This window comes from Alkalicoccus luteus (assembly GCF_052061695.1).
GTDB classification, from domain to species: domain Bacteria; phylum Bacillota; class Bacilli; order Bacillales; family Salisediminibacteriaceae; genus Alkalicoccus; species Alkalicoccus luteus.
The window spans coordinates 99,214-120,130 of the sequence record NZ_JBPZEY010000002.1; the positions used below are offsets into that span (position 1 = coordinate 99,214).

Here is a 20,917-nt window from a genome sequence, read left to right on the forward strand (position 1 = left end):
GACAAATGAAAAAAGCTTCCGTCCCATTTCGGGGCGGAAGCTTTTTTTAGCGATTATACGCGCTGTACTTTGCCTGATTTTAGAGCGCGGGCGGATACGTAAACGCGCTTTGGCTTGCCGTCCACCATGATGCGGACTTTTTGCACGTTAGCACCCCAGCGACGCTTTGTAGCGTTCAATGCGTGGGATCGTTTATTGCCTGTAGACGGCCCTCGGCCGGTAATAACACATCTGCGTGACATATGCATTCCCTCCTTCATTTCACTAGCATCGATCATACCTGAATATTGTAGCATTGTACATTTTTTAATTCAAGCAGTAATTTCAAGTAATGAACCTTGACAGATGATATCGCATTTTTGGAGCTTTTGTGCTATTCTCTTAGACGGGTGCACGAACTATGCAAGCTGTCATGCGTATAGTAAAATGACGATAGCTGAAAAGCCAAATACCCCCATTGAGGAGGACTACCTTCTATGACGATTGAAATGAATACGAAATACGGAAATATTGATGTTTCAAGAGAAGTTGTCGCTGTTATCGCAGGCGGTGCGGCAGTGGACTGCTACGGCATTGTCGGAATGGCTTCCCAGAAGCAGCTGAAAGATGGCATTACGGATCTTCTTGGTAAAGAAAATCTGGCGAGAGGTGTTGTCATCCGGGAAGAAGGCGAACAGATCCACATTGATATGTATATTATCGTCAGCTATGGAACGAAAATTTCCGAAGTAGCGCATAATGTTCAGCAAAAAGTAAAATACCAGCTGAGCCAGATGCTCGGGTTGAAAGTTAGTTCGGTCAATATTTTTGTTTCCGGAGTCAGAGTTACGAATTAGTTTTATGTCAGGAGGAACATACGTGGCAATGAATACAATTAACGGAAAAAAACTTGCTGCCATGATGCAGGAGGGTGCCGCCAATCTGTCTGCCAATTCGCAGCGGATTGACGCACTAAACGTATTCCCTGTTCCGGACGGCGATACAGGGACGAATATGAATCTAACCATCACATCCGGAATTCAGGAAGTGAAGAACAACGATCAGAACCATGCGGGAAGCGTCGCAGCCAGCTTTGCAAAAGGCCTCCTTATGGGGGCGAGAGGGAACTCGGGCGTTATTCTGTCCCAGCTTTTCAGAGGCTTTTCAAAAGCGGTCGAAAAGAAAGAAACACTGGCTCCTAAGGATCTTGCTGACGCATTTGATAAGGGCGTGGAAACGGCCTACAAAGCTGTCATGAAGCCGGTTGAAGGTACGATTTTAACTGTTGCGAAAGATGCAGCAGCAGCAGGAAGAGAAAGCGCCGGCCAAGATGATTGTCTCGAGCTGATGAAGCAGGTTCTTCAAGAAGCTGAAGAGTCTCTGGAGCGGACGCCCGACCTGCTTCCGGTGTTAAAGGAAGTTGGAGTCGTTGATTCCGGCGGCCAAGGATTGGTTACCATATACGAAGGCTTTGCAGCTGCAATGGAAGGCCGGTCGATTGCTCCAGCTGAGGAAACACCTTCACTGGAAGAATTGGTCAAATTTGAGCATCATCAGTCTGCTCAGAGTCATATGGCTACCGAAGATATTGAATTTGGCTACTGTACTGAGGTTATGGTTAAATTTGCAGATGAGCAATTGAAAGATCATCCGTATGATGAAGAAGCATTCAGAGAAAAGCTGAGCGAGTATGGCGATTCCCTGCTTGTCGTATCGGATGAGGATTTACTGAAAATACATATCCACGCGGAATACCCGGGGGATGTGATCACGGAAGCTCAGCGTTTTGGCTCGTTAGTGAATATTAAAGTCGAAAACATGCGGGAACAGCATTCATCCCTGCTGGAAGCAGATAAAGCTCCTGAACCTCCGAAAAAACAAGCTGGTCCTTCAAAGTATGCCGTCATTACCGTCGGGATGGGTTCAGGCATTACGGAACTCTTTGAGGGGCTCGGCTGCAGCAAAGTCATTGAAGGCGGACAAACGATGAATCCGTCTACTGAAGATTTTATTAAGGCAATTGAGGAAGTAAATGCCGAGAACGTGATTCTTCTGCCTAATAACAGCAATATCATCATGGCTGCAGAGCAGGCTGCGGACGTAGCTGAGATCGATGTGGCGGTTGTTCCTAGTAAATCAGTCCCGCAAGGTCTCGCAGCAATGCTCTCATTCAACGAAGAGCAAAGTCTTGACGACAATGTTTCTGGTATGAAAGAGTCTCTGCAGACCGTTAAAACCGGAGAAGTAACTTATGCAGTGCGTGATACGAGTCTGAATGGGGTATCCATTAAAAAAGGGGACTTCATGGGTATTACTGGCAAAGATATTATTTCTAACGGCGAAACAGTTTCCGATGTCTCTAAAGAGCTGCTGGCGAAGCTAATTGATGAGGAAAGCGAGATTGTAACCATTATCTTCGGGGAAGACCGGTCAGAAGAAGAGGCTGAAGAACTATCCGCTTATATTGAGGAGCAGTTTCCAGAAGTGGAAGTGGAGATACATGCGGGCAGACAGCCGCTTTATTCTTACATTATTTCAGTTGAATAACCATTCGTAATAAAGGGGGCGGCATGATCATGGCAGCAGTAAAAATTGTAACTGATTCTACAGCTGATATTCCGAAAGAATGGACGGATAAACTGAACATTGAAGTAGTACCGTTGAAAGTCCACTTCGGCGAAGATTCGTTTGAGGACGGGGTGACGCTTACGTCAGATGAATTCTATGAGAAACTGGCTGATGCGGATAAAATTCCGACTACCTCTCAGCCTACACCGGCTCAGTTTGAAGCGATTTACAACGACTTGCTGCAAAACGGTGATACAGTCATTTCGATTCATCTATCTGCAAAGCTGAGTGGTACATTTCAAGCTGCTTCCATTGCGAAAGATACGATAGAAGCGTCAGACCGGCTGCATGTAATTGATTCAAAGCGTGCTTCTTATGCGATCGGGCTGATCGTCGTTGAAGCTGCAGAGCTTGCAGCAGCAGGTGCAGATGAGAAGGAGATTCTCGCCAGAATCGACACACTTGTAGAAGAAACAACGGTGTTTTTTATGGTGGACACGCTCGAATACCTGCAAAAAAATGGCCGGATTGGAAAAGCTTCTGCGTTAATGGGCTCCCTTTTAAAGATAAAGCCGATCCTGTCGCTTACGGAAGAAGGAGAAGTATTCCCTTTCGAAAAAGTGCGCGGCTCTAAAAAGGCCGGCCAGCGAATCAGAGCGGAATTTTTGAGGCGATTTAACGGAAAGCCGCTCCATGTCGGTATCTCCCACGCGTTGGCTGAGGATGAGGCAAACGCATTCATGGATTCCATGAAAGAGCAGTTTGACGTTCAGCAGGAGGTCATCACCTCGATCGGTCCTGTAATCGGCACGCATGTTGGGCCGGGTACGATCTCCATCAGTGCTGCACCTGTGAAACGATAGTGATGGATGAAGCGCTTGATAAATCTTCACGGCATATGCTGTGAAGATTTCTTCTGTGTGGAGGGAACCGCCGTTTACGAATGACCTGGGATATGAGATGATATATTAGGAAAATAATAAGATGATAGCGCTTTCAATCGAAGCGGGAGGTAGATTAATATGAAATACCGGAGCGTGTTTGAAATCATCGGCCCTGTCATGATCGGGCCTTCCAGCTCTCATACTGCTGGGGCTGCGAGAATCGGACTCGTTGCAAGGCAGCTGTTCGGAAAAGCGCCTGAAGAGGCAGATTTTCATCTTTACGGATCATTTGCAAAAACGTATCAGGGGCACGGTACAGATGTAGCACTTCTCGGAGGCGTATTAGGATTTGATACAAGCGACGAACGAATAAAAGATGCCTACCGGGAAGCAGAAAAAGCAGGCATACGATCCCGTTTCATCGAAGAAGATGAGGTCAGCCACCATCCGAATACAGTTAAAGTCGTCCTTCGTTCCGGGGACTATGAAATGTCGCTTGCTGGCATTTCAATCGGGGGAGGAAAAGTGGAAATAAAAGAATTAAATGGATTTGAACTCCGCTTAAGCGGAAATCATCCGGCCATACTTGTCGTGCACGATGATCGGTTCGGTGTAGTGGCAGGTGTCGCCTCTATCCTGGCTGCCCGGCAGCTTAATATCGGCCACATGGAAGTGTCACGAAAAGAACAGGGGAAAGATGCACTTATGGTGATAGAAGTTGATCAAAACGTAACGGCACGCACTCTGGGTGAATTAAAGAAAGTTGAGCACGTGCGGCAGGTTACAAAGATTCACGAGTAGGAGGGAAGACCATGTTTCGAAATGCAGAAGAACTCGTTTCACTGGCTGATAAAGAACAAATTCAGATTTCAGAAGTAATGATTCGTCAGGAGATGCAAGTACACGATCGATCTCGGGAAGATATTTTTGCTCAGATGGAACGGAACCTGGATGTCATGGAGCGTGCGGTCAACCGGGGCATTACGGAAAGCGTACGATCCGTTTCTGGATTGACAGGAGGGGATGGAAAGAAGCTCCATGAATACATGATGCTTCATGATACACTGTCCGGTCATTTGACGCTGGATGCTGTTGCGAAAGCTATGTCAACAAATGAAGTAAATGCAGCAATGGGAACGATTTGTGCGACCCCGACTGCAGGAGCAGCAGGGGTGGTTCCCGGAACGCTGTTTGCTGTAAAGGATAAGCTGAATCCAACCCGAGAACAAATGGTCCGCTACTTATTCGTGAGCGGTGCATTCGGATTCGTGATTGCGAACAACGCTTCAATTTCAGGGGCTGCGGGAGGTTGCCAGGCTGAAGTCGGATCCGCGACAGGTATGGCTGCAGCTGCCATTGTGGAAATGGCCGGAGGCACTCCCCGCCAGTCTCAGCAGGCGATGGCAATTGCATTGAAGAACATGCTCGGGCTTGTGTGTGACCCGGTTGCAGGACTTGTAGAAGTTCCATGCGTAAAGCGTAATGCATTCGGGGCGTCACACGCCCTGGTAGCGGCAGATCTCGCTTTAGCGGGGATTGAGAGCAAAATCCCATGTGATGAAGTGATTGACGCCATGTATCGAATCGGGCAGAATATGCCTACTGCACTGAAGGAAACCGGTGAAGGCGGACTAGCGGGAACGCCGACCGGCCGTCGCCTGCGCGATGAGATTTTTGGAGAGAAACAAAAAGCGTGAATGTTCTGGAGCAGCCTGTAACATCCCTGAAAGGGATTGGAGGAAGAGCTGAAGAACAGCTTGCCCAGCTGAACATAGCTACAGTAGAGGATTTGTTATTTTACTTTCCGTTTCGCTATGATGATTTCTCAATTCGGCGGGCTGACGAGGTACAGCATGAAGAACGTGTGACGCTCCAAGGCACCGTTCACAGTGAGCCTGAGCTGCGCTTTTACGGTCGAAAAAAATCGAGGCTTACGCTGCGAATTTTATCAGACGGCGTGTTAGTGCAGGCTGTTTTCTTTAATCAGCCGTTTTTAAAGCGGCAGATTTCTCCAGGCGATCACGTTATCTACCATGGGAAATTTGATAAACACCGCCTTGCTGTGCAGGGGGCAATCATCAAAAGCGGGGCAGCGGAAGGGGCATTCGAGCCTGTTTATTCATTAAAAGGTGACATAAAGCTTGCATCCTTACGGAAATGGATTGCCGCCGCATATGAACTTTATCAGCAGGACATACCCGAAATTCTTCCGGAGCAGGCGATGGAAAAGTACCGGCTGATGCCGCGTCCGGAAGCGTGTAAATCGCTGCATTTTCCGGAAGATATGGATGAGTTTAAACAAGCTAAGCGCAGGATGGTATATGAGGAGCTGCTTCTATTTCAGTTAAAAATGCAGTTATTCCGCCGTAAAGCGCGCGAATCTTCTGAAGGAACAGCTAAGGAATGGCCGGAGGGAGCTGTTTCTGCATTTGTTGACTCCCTTCCATTTCCGCTGACGGGTGCACAGCAGCGCGTTCTGGATGAAATACTTACGGATATGCAGTCTCCTTTCAGAATGAACCGGCTTTTACAGGGGGATGTTGGCTCCGGTAAAACGATTGTAGCCGCAGCTGCGCTGCTTGCAGCGGTTCGTTCTGGCAGCCAGGGAGCTCTGATGGTCCCGACAGAAATCCTTGCTGAACAGCACTATGAATCGCTCACGAAGCTTTACGAGGGCACGGGGATTCGTGTGGGCCATTTATCCGGGTCATCCAGAACAGCGGAAAAACGTACGATTCTGGAGCAATTGAAAGATGGAACGATTGATGTCGTTACCGGGACTCATGCACTGATTCAGGAAACTGTTGATTTTAAACACCTCGGGCTCGTTATCACAGATGAACAGCACCGATTCGGCGTGCAGCAGCGACGGGTGCTTCGGGAAAAAGGATTGAATCCGGATGTGCTTTTTATGACAGCTACTCCGATTCCAAGAACCCTGGCTATTACTGCATTCGGTGATATGGATGTTTCGACAATTGATGAAATGCCGGCTGGCCGAAAGCAGATTGAAACATACTGGGCAAAGCCGGAGACACTGCCTAGAGTGATGCAGTTTATCCAAAAAGAAGTCGCTAAGGGGAGGCAGACGTACGTGATTTGTCCGTTGATTGAAGAATCAGAAGTGCTGGATGTGCAAAACGCCATTGATCTGCACGCCCGTTTTCAGGCGGCGCTTCCAGATTTGACAACGGGTCTGATGCACGGCAGACTGCCCTCGCAGGAAAAAGAAGAGGTAATGCAGGCGTTTGCTTCCGGAAAGATTGACATTCTGGTCTCCACCACCGTTGTCGAAGTCGGCGTAAACGTCCCGAATGCCTCGGTTATGGTCATCTACGATGCAAACCGTTTCGGGCTTGCCCAGCTTCATCAGCTTCGCGGCAGAGTAGGCAGAGGAAGCGAACAGTCTTATTGTATTCTGCTTGCAGACCCAAAGTCAGAGTCCGGCAGAGAGCGAATGGCGATAATGACAGAGACAACAGATGGTTTTGAACTGTCGAGACGTGATCTGGAAATGCGCGGACCTGGAGATTTTTTCGGTTATAAGCAAAGCGGTCTGCCGCAGCTGAAGGTAGCAGATATCGTAGAGGATTACCGTGCTCTTGAGGCAGCACGTGACGATGCGGCTAAGCTGGTGCAGTCAGAAGCATTTTGGAAGCGAGACGAGTATCTCCCGCTGCGGGAAGCTCTCGCCAGACAAGCTGGTGATCTTTCTCAACGGATAGACTGACACCTTCCTGTTGAAATGGGAAGGTGTTAGCTATATACTACAATTAGTACCTAGTCCTAGTAGTGCAGAGGAGATGGCCGAATGAAATGGACGAAAAAGCTGCGGCAGCCGAAGCTCCAGCAGTATATCGAAGAAGATCCGTTTATCACAGATGATGAGCTTGCTAAAAAATTTGAAGTAAGTGTCCAAACCATCCGTCTGGACAGACTGGAGCTTAGTATTCCTGAAGTTAGAGAGAGAATTAAGGGAGTAGCTAGAAAACAGTATGACCCGGTGAAGGCACTTGCCGAAGAAGAGATTATTGGTGAAATTGTGGATCTTGAACTGGACAGCTATGCCATATCGATTCTCGATATTAAACAGGAGCATGTCTTTACAAGACAAAATATAGCGAGAGGCCACCATTTATTTGCGCAGGCTAATTCGCTTGCCGTTGCGGTCATCAACGATGAACTCGCGCTGACGGCAGATGCATCCGTATCGTTTACGAGACAGGTTCAAGCTGGAGAACGAGTAATTGCTAAAGCGAGGGTAGCAGATATCCGGGGCTCGCGAACGATCGTGAACGTCGAAAGCTTCGTTGGCCAGCATCCCGTATTTAAAGGAGAATTTCATATGTTCAGGAGTGACAGACCTGAAAAGGAGGAGCAGTTATGAGACTGGCAGTAGATGTCATGGGTGGTGATAACGCCCCGGACGCTGTACTGGAAGGGTGTCGTACGGCCCTGAATACATATGCTGATCTGCACGTTTTGCTGATCGGCGACGAAAAACGTATCAACGGTATGGAATCATTTGGCGACAGAGTGACCGTTCTTCACACAGATTCAGTCATTGATAATGATGACGCACCAGTGCGTGCAGTGAGAAGAAAAAAAGATTCATCTATGGTAACCGCAGTTCGAAAAGTGAAAGAAGGCGAAGCAGACGCATGTATTTCAGCAGGGAATACCGGCGCATTGATGACTGCGGGACTGCTGCACGTAGGGCGCATTAAAGGGATTGACCGGCCTGCCCTTTCGCCGATGCTGCCGACGATTGACGGAGGCGGATTTCTGCTGCTTGATGTAGGCGCAAATATGGAAGCAAAGCCTGAACATTTACTGCAGTATGCGGTAATGGGCGATATTTACATGAAGCAGGTGCGGGGGGTGAAACGTCCGCGAATTGGGCTTTTGAATGTCGGTTCTGAGGAAGGAAAAGGCACGGAACTTGCAAAAGCAGCATTCACGATGATGCAGGATGCCCCGTTTGACTTTGTCGGAAATGTGGAATCCCGTGAACTCTTGGATGGTGCTGCAGACGTCGTAGTATGCGATGGATTTTCGGGGAACCTCGTGCTCAAATCAATTGAAGGAACAGCGATCTCATTATTCTCAATCCTGAAACAGGAATTGACATCATCATTTAAAAATAAGCTTGCAGCAGCCGTCCTGAAGCCTGCATTTAAACGTGTGAAAAATAAGATGGATTATTCCGAGTATGGCGGTGCCGGCCTCTTCGGACTAAATGCACCTGTTGTTAAAGCGCACGGCTCTTCAGACGCCCGAGCGTTTTTCAGCGCTGTGAAACAAGCGAAACAAATGCATGATGAAAAGGTGACGAATCGGATTAAAGACGTCATGACCGACATTTCAGCAAAGGAGGAATACCATGACTAAAACAGCAGTATTGTTTCCAGGTCAAGGGTCACAGCAGACTGGAATGGGAAAAGAGCTGTTTGACACCTATACAGAAGCGGAGGCAGTTTTTCGACTTGCAGATGAATCGCTGAATGAAGCATTTTCCGATTCCATCTTTACCGGATCGGAAGCGTTCTTAAAGCAGACAGAAAATACGCAGCCTGCCCTTTATGCTGTAGGTACGGCAGTGTGGGAAGTTCTGAAAAACCGCGGCGTTCAGGCGGATTATGCTGCAGGGCACAGTCTCGGCGAATATACTGCTTTAACGGCATCCGGCATGCTTTCCTTTTCTGAAGGGATTCAGGCCGTACGCCGACGAGGACAGCTGATGGAAGCAGCTGTGCCGTCAGGAGAAGGGGCGATGGCTGCGATTCTCGGTCTGGAGCGGGAACCGCTCTCTGCTGTACTGGAGCAGGCCTCTGAAGAAGCTGGTGTCGTAGAGGCGGCAAATTTTAATTCTCCTGGTCAAATCGTTATTTCAGGCCGGGCGGAAGGTGTCGCGCGCGCGGTTGAACTAGCGAAAGCGGCAGGAGCAAGGCGGGCGATTGAACTTCCTGTCAGCGGACCGTTTCATTCCAGCCTGATGAAGCCGGCAGCAGAAGAAATGAAAAAAGTGCTTGCTCATCTCCATCTTGGAGAAGCGGATATAACTGTGATTGCGAACGTAACGGCAGAGCCTGTCTCACGTGAAGCAGCAGGTCAGCTTCTCGAGCAGCAGATTTATTCGCCGGTAAAGTGGGAGGATACGATAAAGTATTTACTGAACGAAGGGGTAACAACTTTTATTGAAGCTGGTCCAGGCAAAGTGCTGTGCGGACTTGTGAAAAAGATGGATCGCCGGGCTGCGGCGATACCGGTGTACGATAAGGAAACGCTTGAGAAAGCTGTTTCACAGCTGGGAGGAGAGGATCAGTCATGAACGCACTCGTAACAGGAGGTTCCAGAGGCATCGGCCGTGCCGTTTGTCTGGAGCTGGCTGAAGCAGGTATGAACGTAGCCGTCAATTATTCAGGTAATCAAGAAAAAGCAGAACAGACGGCTGAAGAATGCCGTGCAAAAGGGGTCGAAGCACTAATCATTCAGGCGGATGTCGGGAACAGTGATTCTGCCCAAGAGATGGTAAAAACAGTTATAGACTCCTTCGGGTCGGTGGATGTACTCGTTAATAATGCAGGCATTACCCGGGACAATCTGTTAATGCGAATGAAAGAATCTGAATTTGATGAAGTCATCTCAACGAATTTAAAAGGTGTATTCAATTGTTCAAAAGCTGTAACACGCCCTATGATGAAGCAGCGGAGTGGAAGAATTATTAATATCTCCTCCGTTGTCGGAGCACTAGGGAATGCGGGGCAGGCCAATTATGCTGCATCGAAAGCCGGGGTCATTGGGTTCACTAAATCAATGGCGAGAGAGCTTGCTAATCGGAATATCCTGGTCAACGCTGTTGCACCTGGTTTTATTTCAACTGAAATGACAGATGAACTTACTGATGAACAAAAAGAAGCTCTTCAAGAGCAAATTCCGCTTGGAAGACTTGGGGCTGGCGCTGATATTGCAAAAGTGGTTCGTTTTTTAACTTCAGACAGTTCTGCGTATATGACAGGACAGACGCTGCACGTTGACGGCGGAATGTACATGCCTTGAGCTTGAAAACTGCTAGTATTTGAGACTGCTTTATCCTATAATAGCGGAAGGAGGTGAAACACATGGCAACAAAGCAGGAACGCATTGCAAAAATCGTCTCTGAGCGACTTGGAGTAGATGAATCCGAAGTAAAGCGGGAAGCTACGTTCAAGGATGATCTCGGTGCAGATTCTCTAGATGTAGTTGAACTGGTTATGGAACTAGAAGATGAATTTGATCTCGAAATCTCTGATGAAGATGCAGAGAAGATTGAGACAGTTGGAGATGTTGTAGACTACATAGAGAGTCACAAATAAGATATGCCGGGCGGCCGGTCCGGCCGTCCGGGTCATCTCTTCAGCATCTCTGTACCGACAATTGAGACTGGTGGAGGTTTTCTCATGCAGCAATCAAGAAAGATTTACAGGCGCGGCATGAAGCGTCACGGTAAAAAATTGCAAATGACAAAAGCACAAAAAGCCAAATACAAACAGTTTTTGGATGATATAGGTGCAACCTATCAGAAAGAAGATTTGTTTATTCAGGCATTCACTCATTCGTCCTATGTTAACGAGCATCGGATTCGTCCTCATGATGACAATGAGCGGCTTGAGTTCCTCGGCGATGCTGTTTTGGAATTGGCCATCTCCCAATATTTGTTCAAGCTCTTCGAACACATGAGCGAAGGCGAGATGACCAAACTCAGAGCTGCCATCGTATGCGAGCCATCCCTTGCGAAAAATGCGGAAGAATTGAAGTTCGGCGATTACGTGCTTCTCGGCAAGGGAGAGGAAATGACCGGTGGAAGAGAGCGGCCAGCTTTGCTTGCGGATGTCTTTGAAGCGTTCATCGGAGCGCTCTACCTAGATTCCGGAATGGATGCTGTCTATGCCTTTTTGGAGGATTATGTGTATCCAAAAATTCATGACGGCGAATTTTCACACATGATGGATTTTAAAAGTCAGCTGCAGGAACTGATTCAGCGAGAGAATCAGGGGCAGGTCGTATATCGCATCGTGCAAGAAAAAGGTCCGGCCCACTCGCGCGAGTTCGTTTCAGAGGTTTTATTGGATGAAGATCCGCTCGGACGAGGAAGCGGACGTTCAAAAAAAGAGGCAGAGCAAATGGCGGCGCAAAAAGCGCTTGAAAAATTAAATGAAGATGAAAAACAGGGTTAAAAAGTCTTTCAATTTACATGTTTAATCGTTTGATTTTCTCTCTACTTAAAGTAGCCTGCCGTGGCCTGGCCTTCAGCTATTTCTCAGGGTGACCCAGTATGAAGGGAAAAGAGGCATGGGAGGATGGTGCGGCTTCCACGGGCACGCTGGACACATCGGGAAGGTTCTATCCGTATGAAAGCCAATCGCGCAGGCATAACCAGGCACGTGAAACGCACTGCCAGCTGCCGGCATCGAAGGACTTCGGCTCAGAACGTGGCGAAGATCCAGCGCTTCCAACGGAAGATGGGAAAGCCGAGACCGTTGCTACCGGTAAGCGAGTCTCCGCAGATACAGGCAGATGCAACGTGATTCACCTGAAATGACGTTATCAACACTCTGAAAAGAGCTTCGCGGGCTTATCCGCGAAGCTCTTTTTCTGTACAGGTATGAAACTATGGTTTTAAGCGGTAGTCCCGCTGCAGGCTCCGCAGTGCTTGCAGCGAGGCATCTGCAAATGGACTGTGCTCGTTTACGAGCCCTTCCTCAAACAGTTCAACGGCACGAATAAGGGATTCGTTATAGTCTGGTACATCGCCGCTGTAAGGCTTGAGGTGGGTGTCCGGAATGTTTGCTTTTTCATTAAATGCAAGCGCCTTTCGTTCCTGAAACAAAGCAACGTCGGTTTGACCCGGCTGATGAAGATCACCTTGCACTGGATGGCGCAGAACAGCGAGGATCTGAACAACAGACGTTGATTTAGCCGGAGTAGGATCGATCAGCTTGCCGATATACCGGCCTGTTTTATACGTGCACGTTACCAGCTCTCCCGTTTCCATTCCAGTCACCTCCTGCTATGCTTTGTTCCTCATTGCACCAAGTTCACTAACGATGGCATCCATTTCGTTCACGCTGAAAGACGGCTTCGCCATCACCATTTGATGAATCTCTTTAATTTCTTCATACTGGTCAGCTGCGTAAAATTCCGACTTCATCGCACCAGCATTAACAATTTGCAGCTTCGTTTTTATATCATCGATCATTTTCTCAATTTCTTGTTTTCGCGCTTCTTTTTCTTCCACTATTATCATCCTTTCCAATTCATATACTGTTTATGATAACATGCCCGCACGATGGATACACTCGTTTTTAAAGGGGTTGTTAATAATACAGCCGAACTGTGATAAAATAGGCTGGTTAGAACGATTATTTTACTAGAAACAGAGGTGAGTGGCATGTTCCTGAAGCGGCTTGAACTGTCGGGCTTTAAATCGTTTGCGAAGGCTGTATCAGTAGAGTTCGAAAACGGCGTGACCGCAGTTGTCGGACCTAACGGCAGCGGGAAAAGCAATATATCAGACAGTGTCAGGTGGGTGCTGGGTGAACAATCCGCCCGTAATCTGCGCGGTGCCAAAATGGAAGACATCATTTTTTCAGGCAGCGAGGGAAGAGCCGCCCAGAACATGGCGGAAGTCACGCTCGTATTAAATAATGAGAAAAAGCAGCTGTCCGTTGATTATACCGAAGTTGCCGTCACTAGAAGAGTTTTTCGCTCTGGAGACAGTGAATACTTAATGAACGGCCAGCCGTGCCGATTGAAGGATATTATTGAGCTTTTTATGGATTCCGGTATCGGCAGAGAATCATTTTCTATTATCGGCCAGGGACGGGTGGAAGAAATCTTAAGCTCAAAATCGGAAGACCGCCGCGCGATATTCGAAGAAGCTGCCGGCGTTCGTAAATATAAACAGCGTAAACAGCAGGCTGCTAAAAAGCTTCATGATACGGAGGACAATCTTAGCAGAGTCAGAGACATTCTGTATGAAATTGAATCCAGACTGGAACCATTAAAAGAACAGGCTTCCGTGGCAGAGGAATTTCTGGGGCTTAAGGATGATCTTCGCCAAGTGGAGACAGGCGTGCTTGTTGAAGAGATAAAAGAGCGGCACGAGAAATGGTCAATGGCCGGTGAAAAGCTGCAGGAGCTTGAGTCGCAGCATCAACGTGCTGCCAGTGCGCTGAAAGGGCAGCAAAAGGAAAAAGAACGGCGCCGCAAGCTGCTTGAAAATGCAGAAACAAAGCTGGACGACGTGCAGAACCAGCTGCTGCTTGCAAGTGAAGAAGCAGAAAAGCAGGAAGGTCTTCGTGAGCTGTGGAACGAACGAAAAAAGCACTATTCGGAAAATAGAACGCAATACCGTAAAGAGCTGGAACAGCTTCAGGCAGAGCGGGAAGCGCTCGAATCTGAACGAAGCCGTGCGCAGTCTGTTTTGGAAGAAGCGGTTATAAAAGCAGAGGAGGCAGACGAAGAGCTGCAGCGTTTATTAACGCGTTTGTCAGCGGCAACCGGAGATAAAGAATCCGTGTTGGAAGATTGGAAAAGCGAGTATTTTGAGTTGTTAAATCATAAGACAAGTGCCGCCAACGATCTCAAATTTATACAGGACCAGCTGGAGCGGTCAGAACGTGTAGCAGCATCAAAAACGGAGGCTTATGAGAAGCGGCAGGCGGAGCTCGATGAACTGATTGACGCATTTCAGACAGCAGAAAATAATTGGAATCAGCAGGTTCAGCAAAAGAAAGACCTTCAGAAATCCTGGAAAGAAACGAATTTGCAGTACGATGAACTTCGCAAGTCGTATGAAAAAAAAGAGACCTTTTATTATGAAGCACTCCATCGGCTGCATCAGCTGGATGCTAAATTGGAATCCATGAAAACGATGCAGCAGGAATACAGCGGGTTCTTTCACGGTGTTAAAGAATTACTGAAGGACAAGGATCATCGTTTTCCAGGTATTGCGGGGGCCGTGGCCGAGCTCATTCACGTTCCGGAATCACATACTACAGCACTGGAAACAGCACTTGGCGCAGCTCAGCAGCATGTCGTGACGAACGATGAGTCTGCGGCTCAGAAAGCGATTGGCTATTTGAGAAAGCATAAGCTCGGCCGCGCCACATTTCTTCCGCTCACGACGATAAAGCCGCGAACAATTGGTGCAGCAGACCGCAAGAAACTAAATCAAGTAGAAGGCTGCCTCGGAACGGCTGCAGAAGCGGTAACTTCCGATAAGGCGCACGAACGTGTCGTAGAGCATCTTCTTGGAAATGTGATCCTGACGGAGACGCTGGACCAGGCAAAGCTTGCGGCAGCGGCTGTTCAGCACCGCTATCGAGTCGTCACGCTGGAAGGCGACATCGTTAATGCAGGTGGCTCAATGACAGGTGGAAGCCGTCAGACCAAGCAGGCTTCTCTATTAGGGCGCAGACAGGAGATCGATAAGCTGCAGGCTCAGAAGGATAAGCTGCAGCAGCAGACAGATAAAGCCGAAACACAGCTCGCTGAGACGAAACGTGCAGGGAGCAGGCTGAACGACCAATTGGCGGAAACTCGGAAAAAAGCAGAAGCAGTTACAGAAGCAGAAGCTGCGGCACGCAGCGCCTATGAAGAATTGACTTTGAAAAAGCAGCACGAAGAAGAACGTACAGAGCAGCTCCGCTTCGAGCTGGAGGAAATGAAGCGTGAGTTTGCCGCTGCTACTGCGAAAAAACAGGAAAAGCAGTCTTTATTGAATGAAGCAGAGCGGAAGCTTGCACAAGCAGATAAGCAAATCTCTGAATTGACCGAAGCCCGTGAAGAGGATCGGACCCGCGAAGAGGAGCTGCGTGAACGTATCTCCGAATTAAAAGCAGTGAAAGCTGCCGTCCAGGAGCAGGTTCGCAGTGCTCGGGAGAATAATGAGCGAATTCAGGCAGCAGTTCAGAAGCTGACGAGAGAAATTATAGAAAAAGATGAAGCGAACAGCCTGCTTGAAGCAGAACTCAGTGAATCGGCACTTGATTCGTCCAGTATAGAGGAGAATCTGAAAGAAAGCAGAGCCGAGCGGAAGCGTCTGCAGCGCGAGCTGGCAAATCTTAAAGAAACGAGAAAGCAGCTTGCTGACGAAGTTGAGGAGCTGGATGAAGCTTGTTCGAGAGCACGAAACCAGCTCACATACTGCAGCGAGCAAAAACATTCTGTAGAATTAGAGAAAGGGCGCCTGGATGTCGAGCTGGATACAAGGCTGGAAAAACTTCAGCAGGAGTATGAGCTGACGTTTGAGGCAGCGGAGGCCGAATTCCCTCTGCAGGAGCCGATTGAAGATGCTGTCCGTAAGGTGAAGCTGCTAAAAATGAGCATGGAAGAGCTTGGCCCTGTAAACATCGGAGCTATTGATGAATATGGGGAAGTGAAAGAACGCTTTGAATTCCTTAGCGGTCAGCAGATGGATTTGGAAGAAGCAAAAGCTTCTCTGGAAGCGATAATTAAGGAAATGGACACCGAAATGACAACGAGGTTTATGGATGCTTTCACAGAAATTCAAACCCATTTTAAAGATGTATTCCGGTCGTTATTCGGCGGCGGCAGTGCATCTTTGGAGCTCACAAACGGGGATGACCTGCTCCATACAGGCGTAGATATTACGGCTCAGCCCCCAGGTAAAAAGCTGCAGCATCTTGCGCTTCTTTCGGGAGGAGAGCGTGCACTTACAGCTATCGCGCTGCTGTTTGCCATTCTTCGCGCCAGACCAGTGCCGTTCTGCGTCCTGGATGAAGTAGAAGCAGCCCTTGATGAAGCTAATGTGCACCGATTTGCTTCTTACTTGAAAGAATTCAGTCGTGATACGCAGTTTATCGTGGTGACGCACCGGAAGGGCACGATGGAGGAAGCGGACGCTCTCTACGGCATCACCATGCAAGAGTCCGGCGTCTCTGATATCGTGTCGGTCCGCTTGGAGGAAAGCAAAGAGCTTGTCGAGGCGGGAGCATTGAAGGAGGAAAATAAATGAGTTTTTTTAAGAAGTTAAAGGATAAATTGTCAAACCAGACGGAACAAGTAACGGATAAGTTCCGGGACGGGCTGACGAAAACGCGTGAATCGTTCGTAGGCGCAATGAATGAGCTTATGATGGATTACAGAACCGTGGATGAAGAATTCTTCGAAGAGCTCGAGGATATTCTGATCGCTTCTGATGTCGGCGTGAACACCGTCATGGAGCTTGTAGACGAACTGCGGGATGAGGCATTGAGACAAAACATAAAAAAATCAATTGATCTGCAGCCGCTGATTTCCGAAAAGCTTTCGGAGCTGCTCGTCCGTGATGATCAGGAAACAAAGCTGAACATGCAGAACGACAGCCTTACCGTCATCTTATTCGTCGGCGTAAACGGCGTTGGGAAAACAACTACGATTGGGAAAATGGCTCAAAAATTTAAAGACGAAGGCCGCCGTGTCATGCTTGCAGCCGGTGATACCTTTCGAGCAGGTGCGATTGAACAGCTGGAAGTTTGGGGAGAGCGTGCAGGTGTCGAGGTTGTGAAGCAGCAGGCAGGCTCTGATCCGGCAGCTGTCATGTATGATGCGATCCAGTCTGCTAAATCCAGAAAGGCAGATGTTCTTTTGTGTGATACAGCGGGCCGCCTGCAAAATAAAGTGAATCTCATGAAAGAGCTGGAGAAAGTAAAGCGTGTGTTGACGAGGGAAATTCCGGATGCTCCTCATGAGGTTCTCCTCGTTCTGGACGCTACGACCGGGCAAAATGCGATGACGCAGGCGAAGATGTTCGGAGAGGCGACGGATGTTTCTGGAATTGTTTTGACGAAGCTTGATGGAACAGCGAAAGGCGGAATCGTCCTCGCCATACGGAACGAGCTGGATATTCCGGTTAAATTCGTTGGACTGGGCGAAAAGGTAGAAGATTTGCACGAGTTTGATCCGGATCAATATGTTCACGGTTTGTTCGCAGATGTCATTGAACGTGAAGAGCAGGAGAGTTCCTGATTGACAGCGAAAGAAGTGTCAAGTAGCATTAATGTGTAAAGGTTCAGTCCTTAACAAGGTGGTGCAGACATGATTGATAAAACGATCCGCATGAATTATCTATATGATTTCTATCATGCACTGTTAACTGAAAAACAGAATCAGTATATGTCCATGTACTATCTGGATGACTGGTCTCTTGGTGAAATTGCAGAACATTTTTCCATCAGCAGACAGGCAGTCTACGATAATATCCGCCGGACAGAACTGCTGCTGGAAGAATATGAAGAGAAGCTGCAGCTTCTTGAAAAATATGAAGAACGGCGCTCGAAGCTGAACGAGCTGAGGGATCTGCTCGAGGACAGCAGCGATACGAAATTGAAGCAGCTGCTCGCAGGCCTTGAAAAAATTGAGTAGGAGGCGCTGAAATGGCATTTGAAGGATTAGCCGAACGTCTGCAGGGCTCCATGAAGAAGATTAAAGGCAAAGGAAAAGTGTCGGAGCAGGACGTTAAAGATATGATGCGGGAAGTCCGGCTTGCTCTTCTGGAGGCGGACGTTAACTTTAAAGTAGTAAAGCAATTTATTAAAGACGTCAAGGAACGTGCTGTCGGTCAGGAAGTAATGGACAGTTTGACGCCGGGTCAGCAGGTCATAAAAGTAGTAAATGAAGAGCTGACAGCGCTTATGGGCGGAGAGCAGAGCAAATTGAATACGTCCCAAAAGCCGCCGACAGTCGTGATGATGGTCGGTCTTCAAGGGGCGGGTAAAACGACGACAACCGGAAAGCTCGCGCTTCACCTGCGGAAAAAGCATAATCGCAAGCCGCTGATGGCAGCGGCCGATATCTACCGGCCGGCCGCTATTAAGCAGTTGGAAACACTAGGGAAGCAGCTCGATATGCCTGTTTTTTCAATGGGCGATCAGGTCAGTCCGGTTGAGATTGCTGAAAAGGCCGTGGAGCAGGCGAAAGAAGACCATCACGATTATGTGCTGATTGATACAGCAGGACGTCTGCACGTAGACGAAGATTTAATGGGAGAGCTTGATCAAATTAAAGCTGCCGTCAAGCCGGATGAAGTGCTGCTAGTCGTTGACTCCATGACTGGACAGGACGCGGTGAACGTTGCAGAAAGCTTTAACGAGCGCCTCGGAATTACCGGTATCGTTATGACGAAACTGGACGGGGATACACGAGGCGGGGCGGCTATATCAGTAAAAGCCGTAACAGGCAAGCCGATTAAATTTGCTGGTATGGGTGAAAAATCGGATGCGCTTGAACCATTCCACCCTGAACGGATGGCATCTCGTATTCTCGGTATGGGCGATATGCTCAGTCTTATTGAAAAAGCACAGACAAATGTGGATGAAGAAAAAGCAAAAGAGCTTGAACGCAAAATGCGGTCAAATGATTTAACTTTTGATGACTTTCTCGATCAGTTAGCCCAGGTAAAAGACATGGGGCCGATCGATGAGCTATTGCAAATGATGCCCGGAGCAGGAAAAATGAAGGGAATGAAAAACCTTCAGGTAGATGATAAGCAGATAGCGCATATTGAAGCGATTGTCAAAAGTATGACGAAAGAAGAGCGTGATAATCCGGCTGTGCTGAATGGAAGCCGCAAACGTCGTATTGCAAAAGGCAGCGGCCGCAACATCCAGGAAGTCAATCGTCTGATCAAGCAGTTTGATGAAATGAAGAAGATGATGAAACAGATGACAGGCATGTCTAAAGGGAAGAAAAAAGGCGGATTTAAAATGCCGTTTATGTAGGTGCCGTCTTTTCATTCGGGCTGCCGAATAATCGTGGAATAGCTCGATTTTATAGTCGGACAAAACAGGCTGAGCCCTGATTTTGCGGGAATGAAAGTACTGTAAAGATTTTTTCCTTTACTAGGGTTGCCACCCGGGCCTGAATATGCTAATATAATTAATCGTGTAAGACATTTTTGGAGGTGAAACACATGGCAGTTAAAATTCGTCTGAAACGAATGGGAGCAAAAAAATCTCCGTTCTACCGCGTAGTTGTTGCGGATTCCCGCGCACCACGTGATGGACGTTTTATTGAAGAAATCGGCGTATATAATCCGCTTAAGAACCCTGTGGAGTTCAGCGTGGATGAAGAAAAGGCTGTAAAATGGATGATGGACGGCGCTAAGCCATCCGACACTGTTCGCAACCTTTTCTCCAGCAAAGGCCTGATGCAGCGTCTTCACGAAGCAAAAAACAACAAATAAAAAAACAGGCGGTGGATGACTGTTGAAAGAACTGGTTGAAACAATCGCAAAAGCGCTGGTTGATCACCCTGATGACGTCCGTGTAACCGAAGAAGATAAAGGTCATTCCCTTTTTATCCGCCTGGAGGTTCACGCGGACGATATGGGAAAAGTGATCGGCAGACACGGCAGAATTGCCAAAGCTGTCCGTTCGGTTGTATTTGCAGCCGGAGCCGGAAGCAAAAAGCGTGTTCAGCTGGATATCGGTTAATGAGCGGGTGCTTCGGCATCTGCTCTTTTTTTCACTCTTAAAACCATGTATACTTAATTGGGAATGACTATGAGGAGGTGCTCCATTTGGAGATCATCAAAAAAGTGGTAGTAAAGCAGATTTTAACAGAGGACAGCAGAACAAAGCTGCAGGAACAGTTTCTGTCCCGACAGTACAAGCTGAACAATGAATTAAAGCAGCTGGAATTTGTTCTACATAAGAAAATGAAGGAAAACAACGATCCAAAGTATCAAAAGTCGCTTCAGGAAAGCTTTAATAAAGAAGTTGCTAAGCGTAAGGAACGAATCCGTCAGATTGAGCTGAAGCTCGGTCAGCTTGAAGAACTGGAAATTGGAGCGGAGCTTCGGGAAGGCACGATCCAGATGATTGAGGAAGTTGCAGAGGGTGACAACTGGGATGAAATCATGAAAGGCACAGAAATCGTCGTTAAAGACGGTGTTGTTCATGAACTCCGCCACGGAGGCATGGAAGATGACTGATTGGCTTAACGTCGGGAAAATCGTGAATACTCACGGTATCCGCGGCGAAGTGCGGGTTATCTCCCGCACTGATTTTCCGGAGCGGCGTTACCGGACCGGTGCAGTCTTAACTGCATTCGGTTCGTCTGGCGCTCCGGTTTCTCTCACCGTTACCAGCTGGAGACAGCATAAAAATTTTGATCTGCTTACCTTCGAGGAAATCAGCGGAGTTACAGAAGCAGAGGCGTTAAAAGAAAGCCTGCTCAAGATTGAGAAAACAGCGCTTGAAGAAGATGAACTGGATGATGGTGAATTTTACTATCATGAGATCATCGGCATGGAGGCGGTTGATGAAGCAGGCCATTCCGTTGGCACAGTTAAAGAAATCCTTCAGCCCGGTGCAAATGATGTATGGGTTCTTGATACCGATAAAGGAGAGCTTCTGCTGCCTTATATAGAGGATGTCGTCTTACGTGTCAATCAGCGTGAGGGCGTCATTACCGTCCGGATCCCTGAAGGGCTGGAATAG

At 48.0% G+C, this 20,917-nt stretch carries 24 protein-coding genes; 21 read left to right on the plus strand and 3 right to left on the minus strand.

Annotated elements, in window-relative coordinates:
- Positions 1-53 precede the first annotated feature (53 nt).
- Positions 54-242 carry a 50S ribosomal protein L28 gene (gene rpmB / locus ACSZLD_RS02710; RefSeq protein WP_168004682.1) on the minus strand — a complete coding sequence of 63 codons (189 nt, stop codon included), beginning with the start codon at positions 240-242 and terminating at the stop codon, positions 54-56.
- Between the two features lie 234 nt (positions 243-476).
- Here rpmB and ACSZLD_RS02715 point away from each other — a divergent pair, with 234 nt between their 5' ends.
- From ACSZLD_RS02715 to ACSZLD_RS02775, 13 genes are all read left to right on the plus strand, one after another.
- Positions 477-836 (plus strand): Asp23/Gls24 family envelope stress response protein, encoded by a 360-nt coding sequence (locus ACSZLD_RS02715; protein WP_168004681.1) that lies wholly within the window; start codon positions 477-479, stop codon positions 834-836.
- A gap of 22 nt (positions 837-858) precedes the next feature.
- Positions 859-2,526 carry a DAK2 domain-containing protein gene (locus ACSZLD_RS02720; protein ID WP_444684159.1) on the plus strand — a complete coding sequence of 556 codons (1,668 nt, stop codon included), beginning with the start codon at positions 859-861 and terminating at the stop codon, positions 2,524-2,526.
- A 29-nt stretch (positions 2,527-2,555) separates the two neighbouring features.
- Positions 2,556-3,410, plus strand: coding sequence for a DegV family protein (locus tag ACSZLD_RS02725; protein ID WP_377908185.1), 855 nt, complete (start codon positions 2,556-2,558; stop codon positions 3,408-3,410).
- Positions 3,411-3,569: 159 nt separating this feature from the next.
- Complete coding sequence (gene sdaAB / locus ACSZLD_RS02730; RefSeq protein ID WP_377908186.1) at positions 3,570-4,232, plus strand: L-serine ammonia-lyase, iron-sulfur-dependent subunit beta; 663 nt, start codon at positions 3,570-3,572, stop codon at positions 4,230-4,232.
- An 11-nt stretch (positions 4,233-4,243) separates the two neighbouring features.
- Positions 4,244-5,128, plus strand: a complete 885-nt coding sequence (sdaAA, locus tag ACSZLD_RS02735) for an L-serine ammonia-lyase, iron-sulfur-dependent, subunit alpha (protein ID WP_377908187.1) — start codon at positions 4,244-4,246, stop codon at positions 5,126-5,128.
- The gene (gene recG / locus ACSZLD_RS02740; protein WP_377908188.1) at positions 5,125-7,161 is read left to right on the plus strand and encodes an ATP-dependent DNA helicase RecG; all 2,037 of its coding nucleotides are present in this window, start codon (positions 5,125-5,127) and stop codon (positions 7,159-7,161) included. The genes sdaAA and recG overlap by 4 nt, the downstream gene beginning before the upstream one ends.
- A gap of 81 nt (positions 7,162-7,242) precedes the next feature.
- Positions 7,243-7,818 carry a transcription factor FapR gene (gene fapR, locus ACSZLD_RS02745; protein ID WP_377908189.1) on the plus strand — a complete coding sequence of 192 codons (576 nt, stop codon included), beginning with the start codon at positions 7,243-7,245 and terminating at the stop codon, positions 7,816-7,818.
- Positions 7,815-8,822 (plus strand): phosphate acyltransferase PlsX, encoded by a 1,008-nt coding sequence (gene plsX, locus ACSZLD_RS02750; RefSeq protein WP_377908190.1) that lies wholly within the window; start codon positions 7,815-7,817, stop codon positions 8,820-8,822. The genes fapR and plsX overlap by 4 nt, the downstream gene beginning before the upstream one ends.
- Positions 8,815-9,762: an ACP S-malonyltransferase gene (gene fabD / locus ACSZLD_RS02755; RefSeq protein ID WP_444684160.1), complete on the plus strand. Its 948-nt coding sequence runs from the start codon at positions 8,815-8,817 to the stop codon at positions 9,760-9,762. The genes plsX and fabD overlap by 8 nt, the downstream gene beginning before the upstream one ends.
- A complete protein-coding gene (gene fabG / locus ACSZLD_RS02760) occupies positions 9,759-10,490 on the plus strand; it encodes a 3-oxoacyl-[acyl-carrier-protein] reductase (protein ID WP_377908192.1) in 732 nt (243 codons plus the stop codon). Before fabD ends, fabG begins: the two co-directional genes overlap by 4 nt.
- Positions 10,491-10,552: 62 nt before the next feature.
- The gene (gene acpP / locus ACSZLD_RS02765) at positions 10,553-10,786 is read left to right on the plus strand and encodes an acyl carrier protein (protein WP_168004671.1); all 234 of its coding nucleotides are present in this window, start codon (positions 10,553-10,555) and stop codon (positions 10,784-10,786) included.
- Between the two features lie 84 nt (positions 10,787-10,870).
- A complete protein-coding gene (gene rnc, locus ACSZLD_RS02770; protein WP_377908193.1) occupies positions 10,871-11,647 on the plus strand; it encodes a ribonuclease III in 777 nt (258 codons plus the stop codon).
- A 98-nt stretch (positions 11,648-11,745) separates the two neighbouring features.
- Positions 11,746-12,012 (plus strand): hypothetical protein, encoded by a 267-nt coding sequence (locus tag ACSZLD_RS02775; protein ID WP_444684161.1) that lies wholly within the window; start codon positions 11,746-11,748, stop codon positions 12,010-12,012.
- A 69-nt stretch (positions 12,013-12,081) separates the two neighbouring features.
- Here the strand turns inward: ACSZLD_RS02775 and kapB are convergent, their stop codons facing one another.
- A complete protein-coding gene (gene kapB / locus ACSZLD_RS02780; protein ID WP_444684162.1) occupies positions 12,082-12,465 on the minus strand; it encodes a kinase-associated lipoprotein KapB in 384 nt (127 codons plus the stop codon).
- A gap of 15 nt (positions 12,466-12,480) precedes the next feature.
- The gene (locus tag ACSZLD_RS02785) at positions 12,481-12,708 is read right to left on the minus strand and encodes a DUF1128 domain-containing protein (protein ID WP_377908196.1); all 228 of its coding nucleotides are present in this window, start codon (positions 12,706-12,708) and stop codon (positions 12,481-12,483) included.
- Positions 12,709-12,861: 153 nt separating this feature from the next.
- Between ACSZLD_RS02785 and smc the strand changes: the two genes are divergently transcribed.
- The 8 genes from smc to rimM all read left to right on the plus strand — a co-directional run bounded on the left by smc (position 12,862) and on the right by rimM (position 20,917).
- On the plus strand, positions 12,862-16,452 hold the full coding sequence (smc, locus tag ACSZLD_RS02790) for a chromosome segregation protein SMC (RefSeq protein ID WP_444684163.1): 3,591 nt from the start codon (positions 12,862-12,864) through the stop codon (positions 16,450-16,452).
- Positions 16,449-17,444 carry a signal recognition particle-docking protein FtsY gene (gene ftsY / locus ACSZLD_RS02795; RefSeq protein ID WP_444684164.1) on the plus strand — a complete coding sequence of 332 codons (996 nt, stop codon included), beginning with the start codon at positions 16,449-16,451 and terminating at the stop codon, positions 17,442-17,444. The genes smc and ftsY overlap by 4 nt, the downstream gene beginning before the upstream one ends.
- Positions 17,445-17,513: 69 nt before the next feature.
- The gene (locus tag ACSZLD_RS02800; protein WP_377908199.1) at positions 17,514-17,840 is read left to right on the plus strand and encodes a putative DNA-binding protein; all 327 of its coding nucleotides are present in this window, start codon (positions 17,514-17,516) and stop codon (positions 17,838-17,840) included.
- Positions 17,841-17,851: 11 nt separating this feature from the next.
- Complete coding sequence (ffh, locus tag ACSZLD_RS02805; protein WP_377908200.1) at positions 17,852-19,195, plus strand: signal recognition particle protein; 1,344 nt, start codon at positions 17,852-17,854, stop codon at positions 19,193-19,195.
- Positions 19,196-19,386: 191 nt separating this feature from the next.
- Positions 19,387-19,659, plus strand: a complete 273-nt coding sequence (gene rpsP / locus ACSZLD_RS02810; protein ID WP_377908201.1) for a 30S ribosomal protein S16 — start codon at positions 19,387-19,389, stop codon at positions 19,657-19,659.
- Positions 19,660-19,681: 22 nt separating this feature from the next.
- Positions 19,682-19,909, plus strand: coding sequence for a KH domain-containing protein (locus ACSZLD_RS02815; protein WP_377908202.1), 228 nt, complete (start codon positions 19,682-19,684; stop codon positions 19,907-19,909).
- A 77-nt stretch (positions 19,910-19,986) separates the two neighbouring features.
- Positions 19,987-20,409, plus strand: coding sequence for a YlqD family protein (locus ACSZLD_RS02820; RefSeq protein ID WP_377908203.1), 423 nt, complete (start codon positions 19,987-19,989; stop codon positions 20,407-20,409).
- Positions 20,402-20,917: a ribosome maturation factor RimM gene (gene rimM, locus ACSZLD_RS02825; RefSeq protein WP_377908204.1), complete on the plus strand. Its 516-nt coding sequence runs from the start codon at positions 20,402-20,404 to the stop codon at positions 20,915-20,917. The genes ACSZLD_RS02820 and rimM overlap by 8 nt, the downstream gene beginning before the upstream one ends.

Bases quoted from the DNA above. Each gene is read 5' to 3' on its own strand.
- rpmB (WP_168004682.1), bottom strand. From the start codon at position 242: ATGTCACGCAGATGTGTTATTACCGGCCGAGGGCCGTCTACAGGCAAT.
- ACSZLD_RS02715 (WP_168004681.1), top strand. From the start codon at position 477: ATGACGATTGAAATGAATACGAAATACGGAAATATTGATGTTTCAAGA.
- ACSZLD_RS02725 (WP_377908185.1), top strand. From the start codon at position 2,556: ATGGCAGCAGTAAAAATTGTAACTGATTCTACAGCTGATATTCCGAAA.
- sdaAB (WP_377908186.1), top strand. From the start codon at position 3,570: ATGAAATACCGGAGCGTGTTTGAAATCATCGGCCCTGTCATGATCGGG.
- sdaAA (WP_377908187.1), top strand. From the start codon at position 4,244: ATGTTTCGAAATGCAGAAGAACTCGTTTCACTGGCTGATAAAGAACAA.
- fapR (WP_377908189.1), top strand. From the start codon at position 7,243: ATGAAATGGACGAAAAAGCTGCGGCAGCCGAAGCTCCAGCAGTATATC.
- plsX (WP_377908190.1), top strand. From the start codon at position 7,815: ATGAGACTGGCAGTAGATGTCATGGGTGGTGATAACGCCCCGGACGCT.
- fabD (WP_444684160.1), top strand. From the start codon at position 8,815: ATGACTAAAACAGCAGTATTGTTTCCAGGTCAAGGGTCACAGCAGACT.
- fabG (WP_377908192.1), top strand. From the start codon at position 9,759: ATGAACGCACTCGTAACAGGAGGTTCCAGAGGCATCGGCCGTGCCGTT.
- acpP (WP_168004671.1), top strand. From the start codon at position 10,553: ATGGCAACAAAGCAGGAACGCATTGCAAAAATCGTCTCTGAGCGACTT.
- rnc (WP_377908193.1), top strand. From the start codon at position 10,871: ATGCAGCAATCAAGAAAGATTTACAGGCGCGGCATGAAGCGTCACGGT.
- ACSZLD_RS02775 (WP_444684161.1), top strand. From the start codon at position 11,746: ATGAAGGGAAAAGAGGCATGGGAGGATGGTGCGGCTTCCACGGGCACG.
- kapB (WP_444684162.1), bottom strand. From the start codon at position 12,465: ATGGAAACGGGAGAGCTGGTAACGTGCACGTATAAAACAGGCCGGTAT.
- smc (WP_444684163.1), top strand. From the start codon at position 12,862: ATGTTCCTGAAGCGGCTTGAACTGTCGGGCTTTAAATCGTTTGCGAAG.
- ftsY (WP_444684164.1), top strand. From the start codon at position 16,449: ATGAGTTTTTTTAAGAAGTTAAAGGATAAATTGTCAAACCAGACGGAA.
- ACSZLD_RS02800 (WP_377908199.1), top strand. From the start codon at position 17,514: ATGATTGATAAAACGATCCGCATGAATTATCTATATGATTTCTATCAT.
- ffh (WP_377908200.1), top strand. From the start codon at position 17,852: ATGGCATTTGAAGGATTAGCCGAACGTCTGCAGGGCTCCATGAAGAAG.
- rpsP (WP_377908201.1), top strand. From the start codon at position 19,387: ATGGCAGTTAAAATTCGTCTGAAACGAATGGGAGCAAAAAAATCTCCG.
- rimM (WP_377908204.1), top strand. From the start codon at position 20,402: ATGACTGATTGGCTTAACGTCGGGAAAATCGTGAATACTCACGGTATC.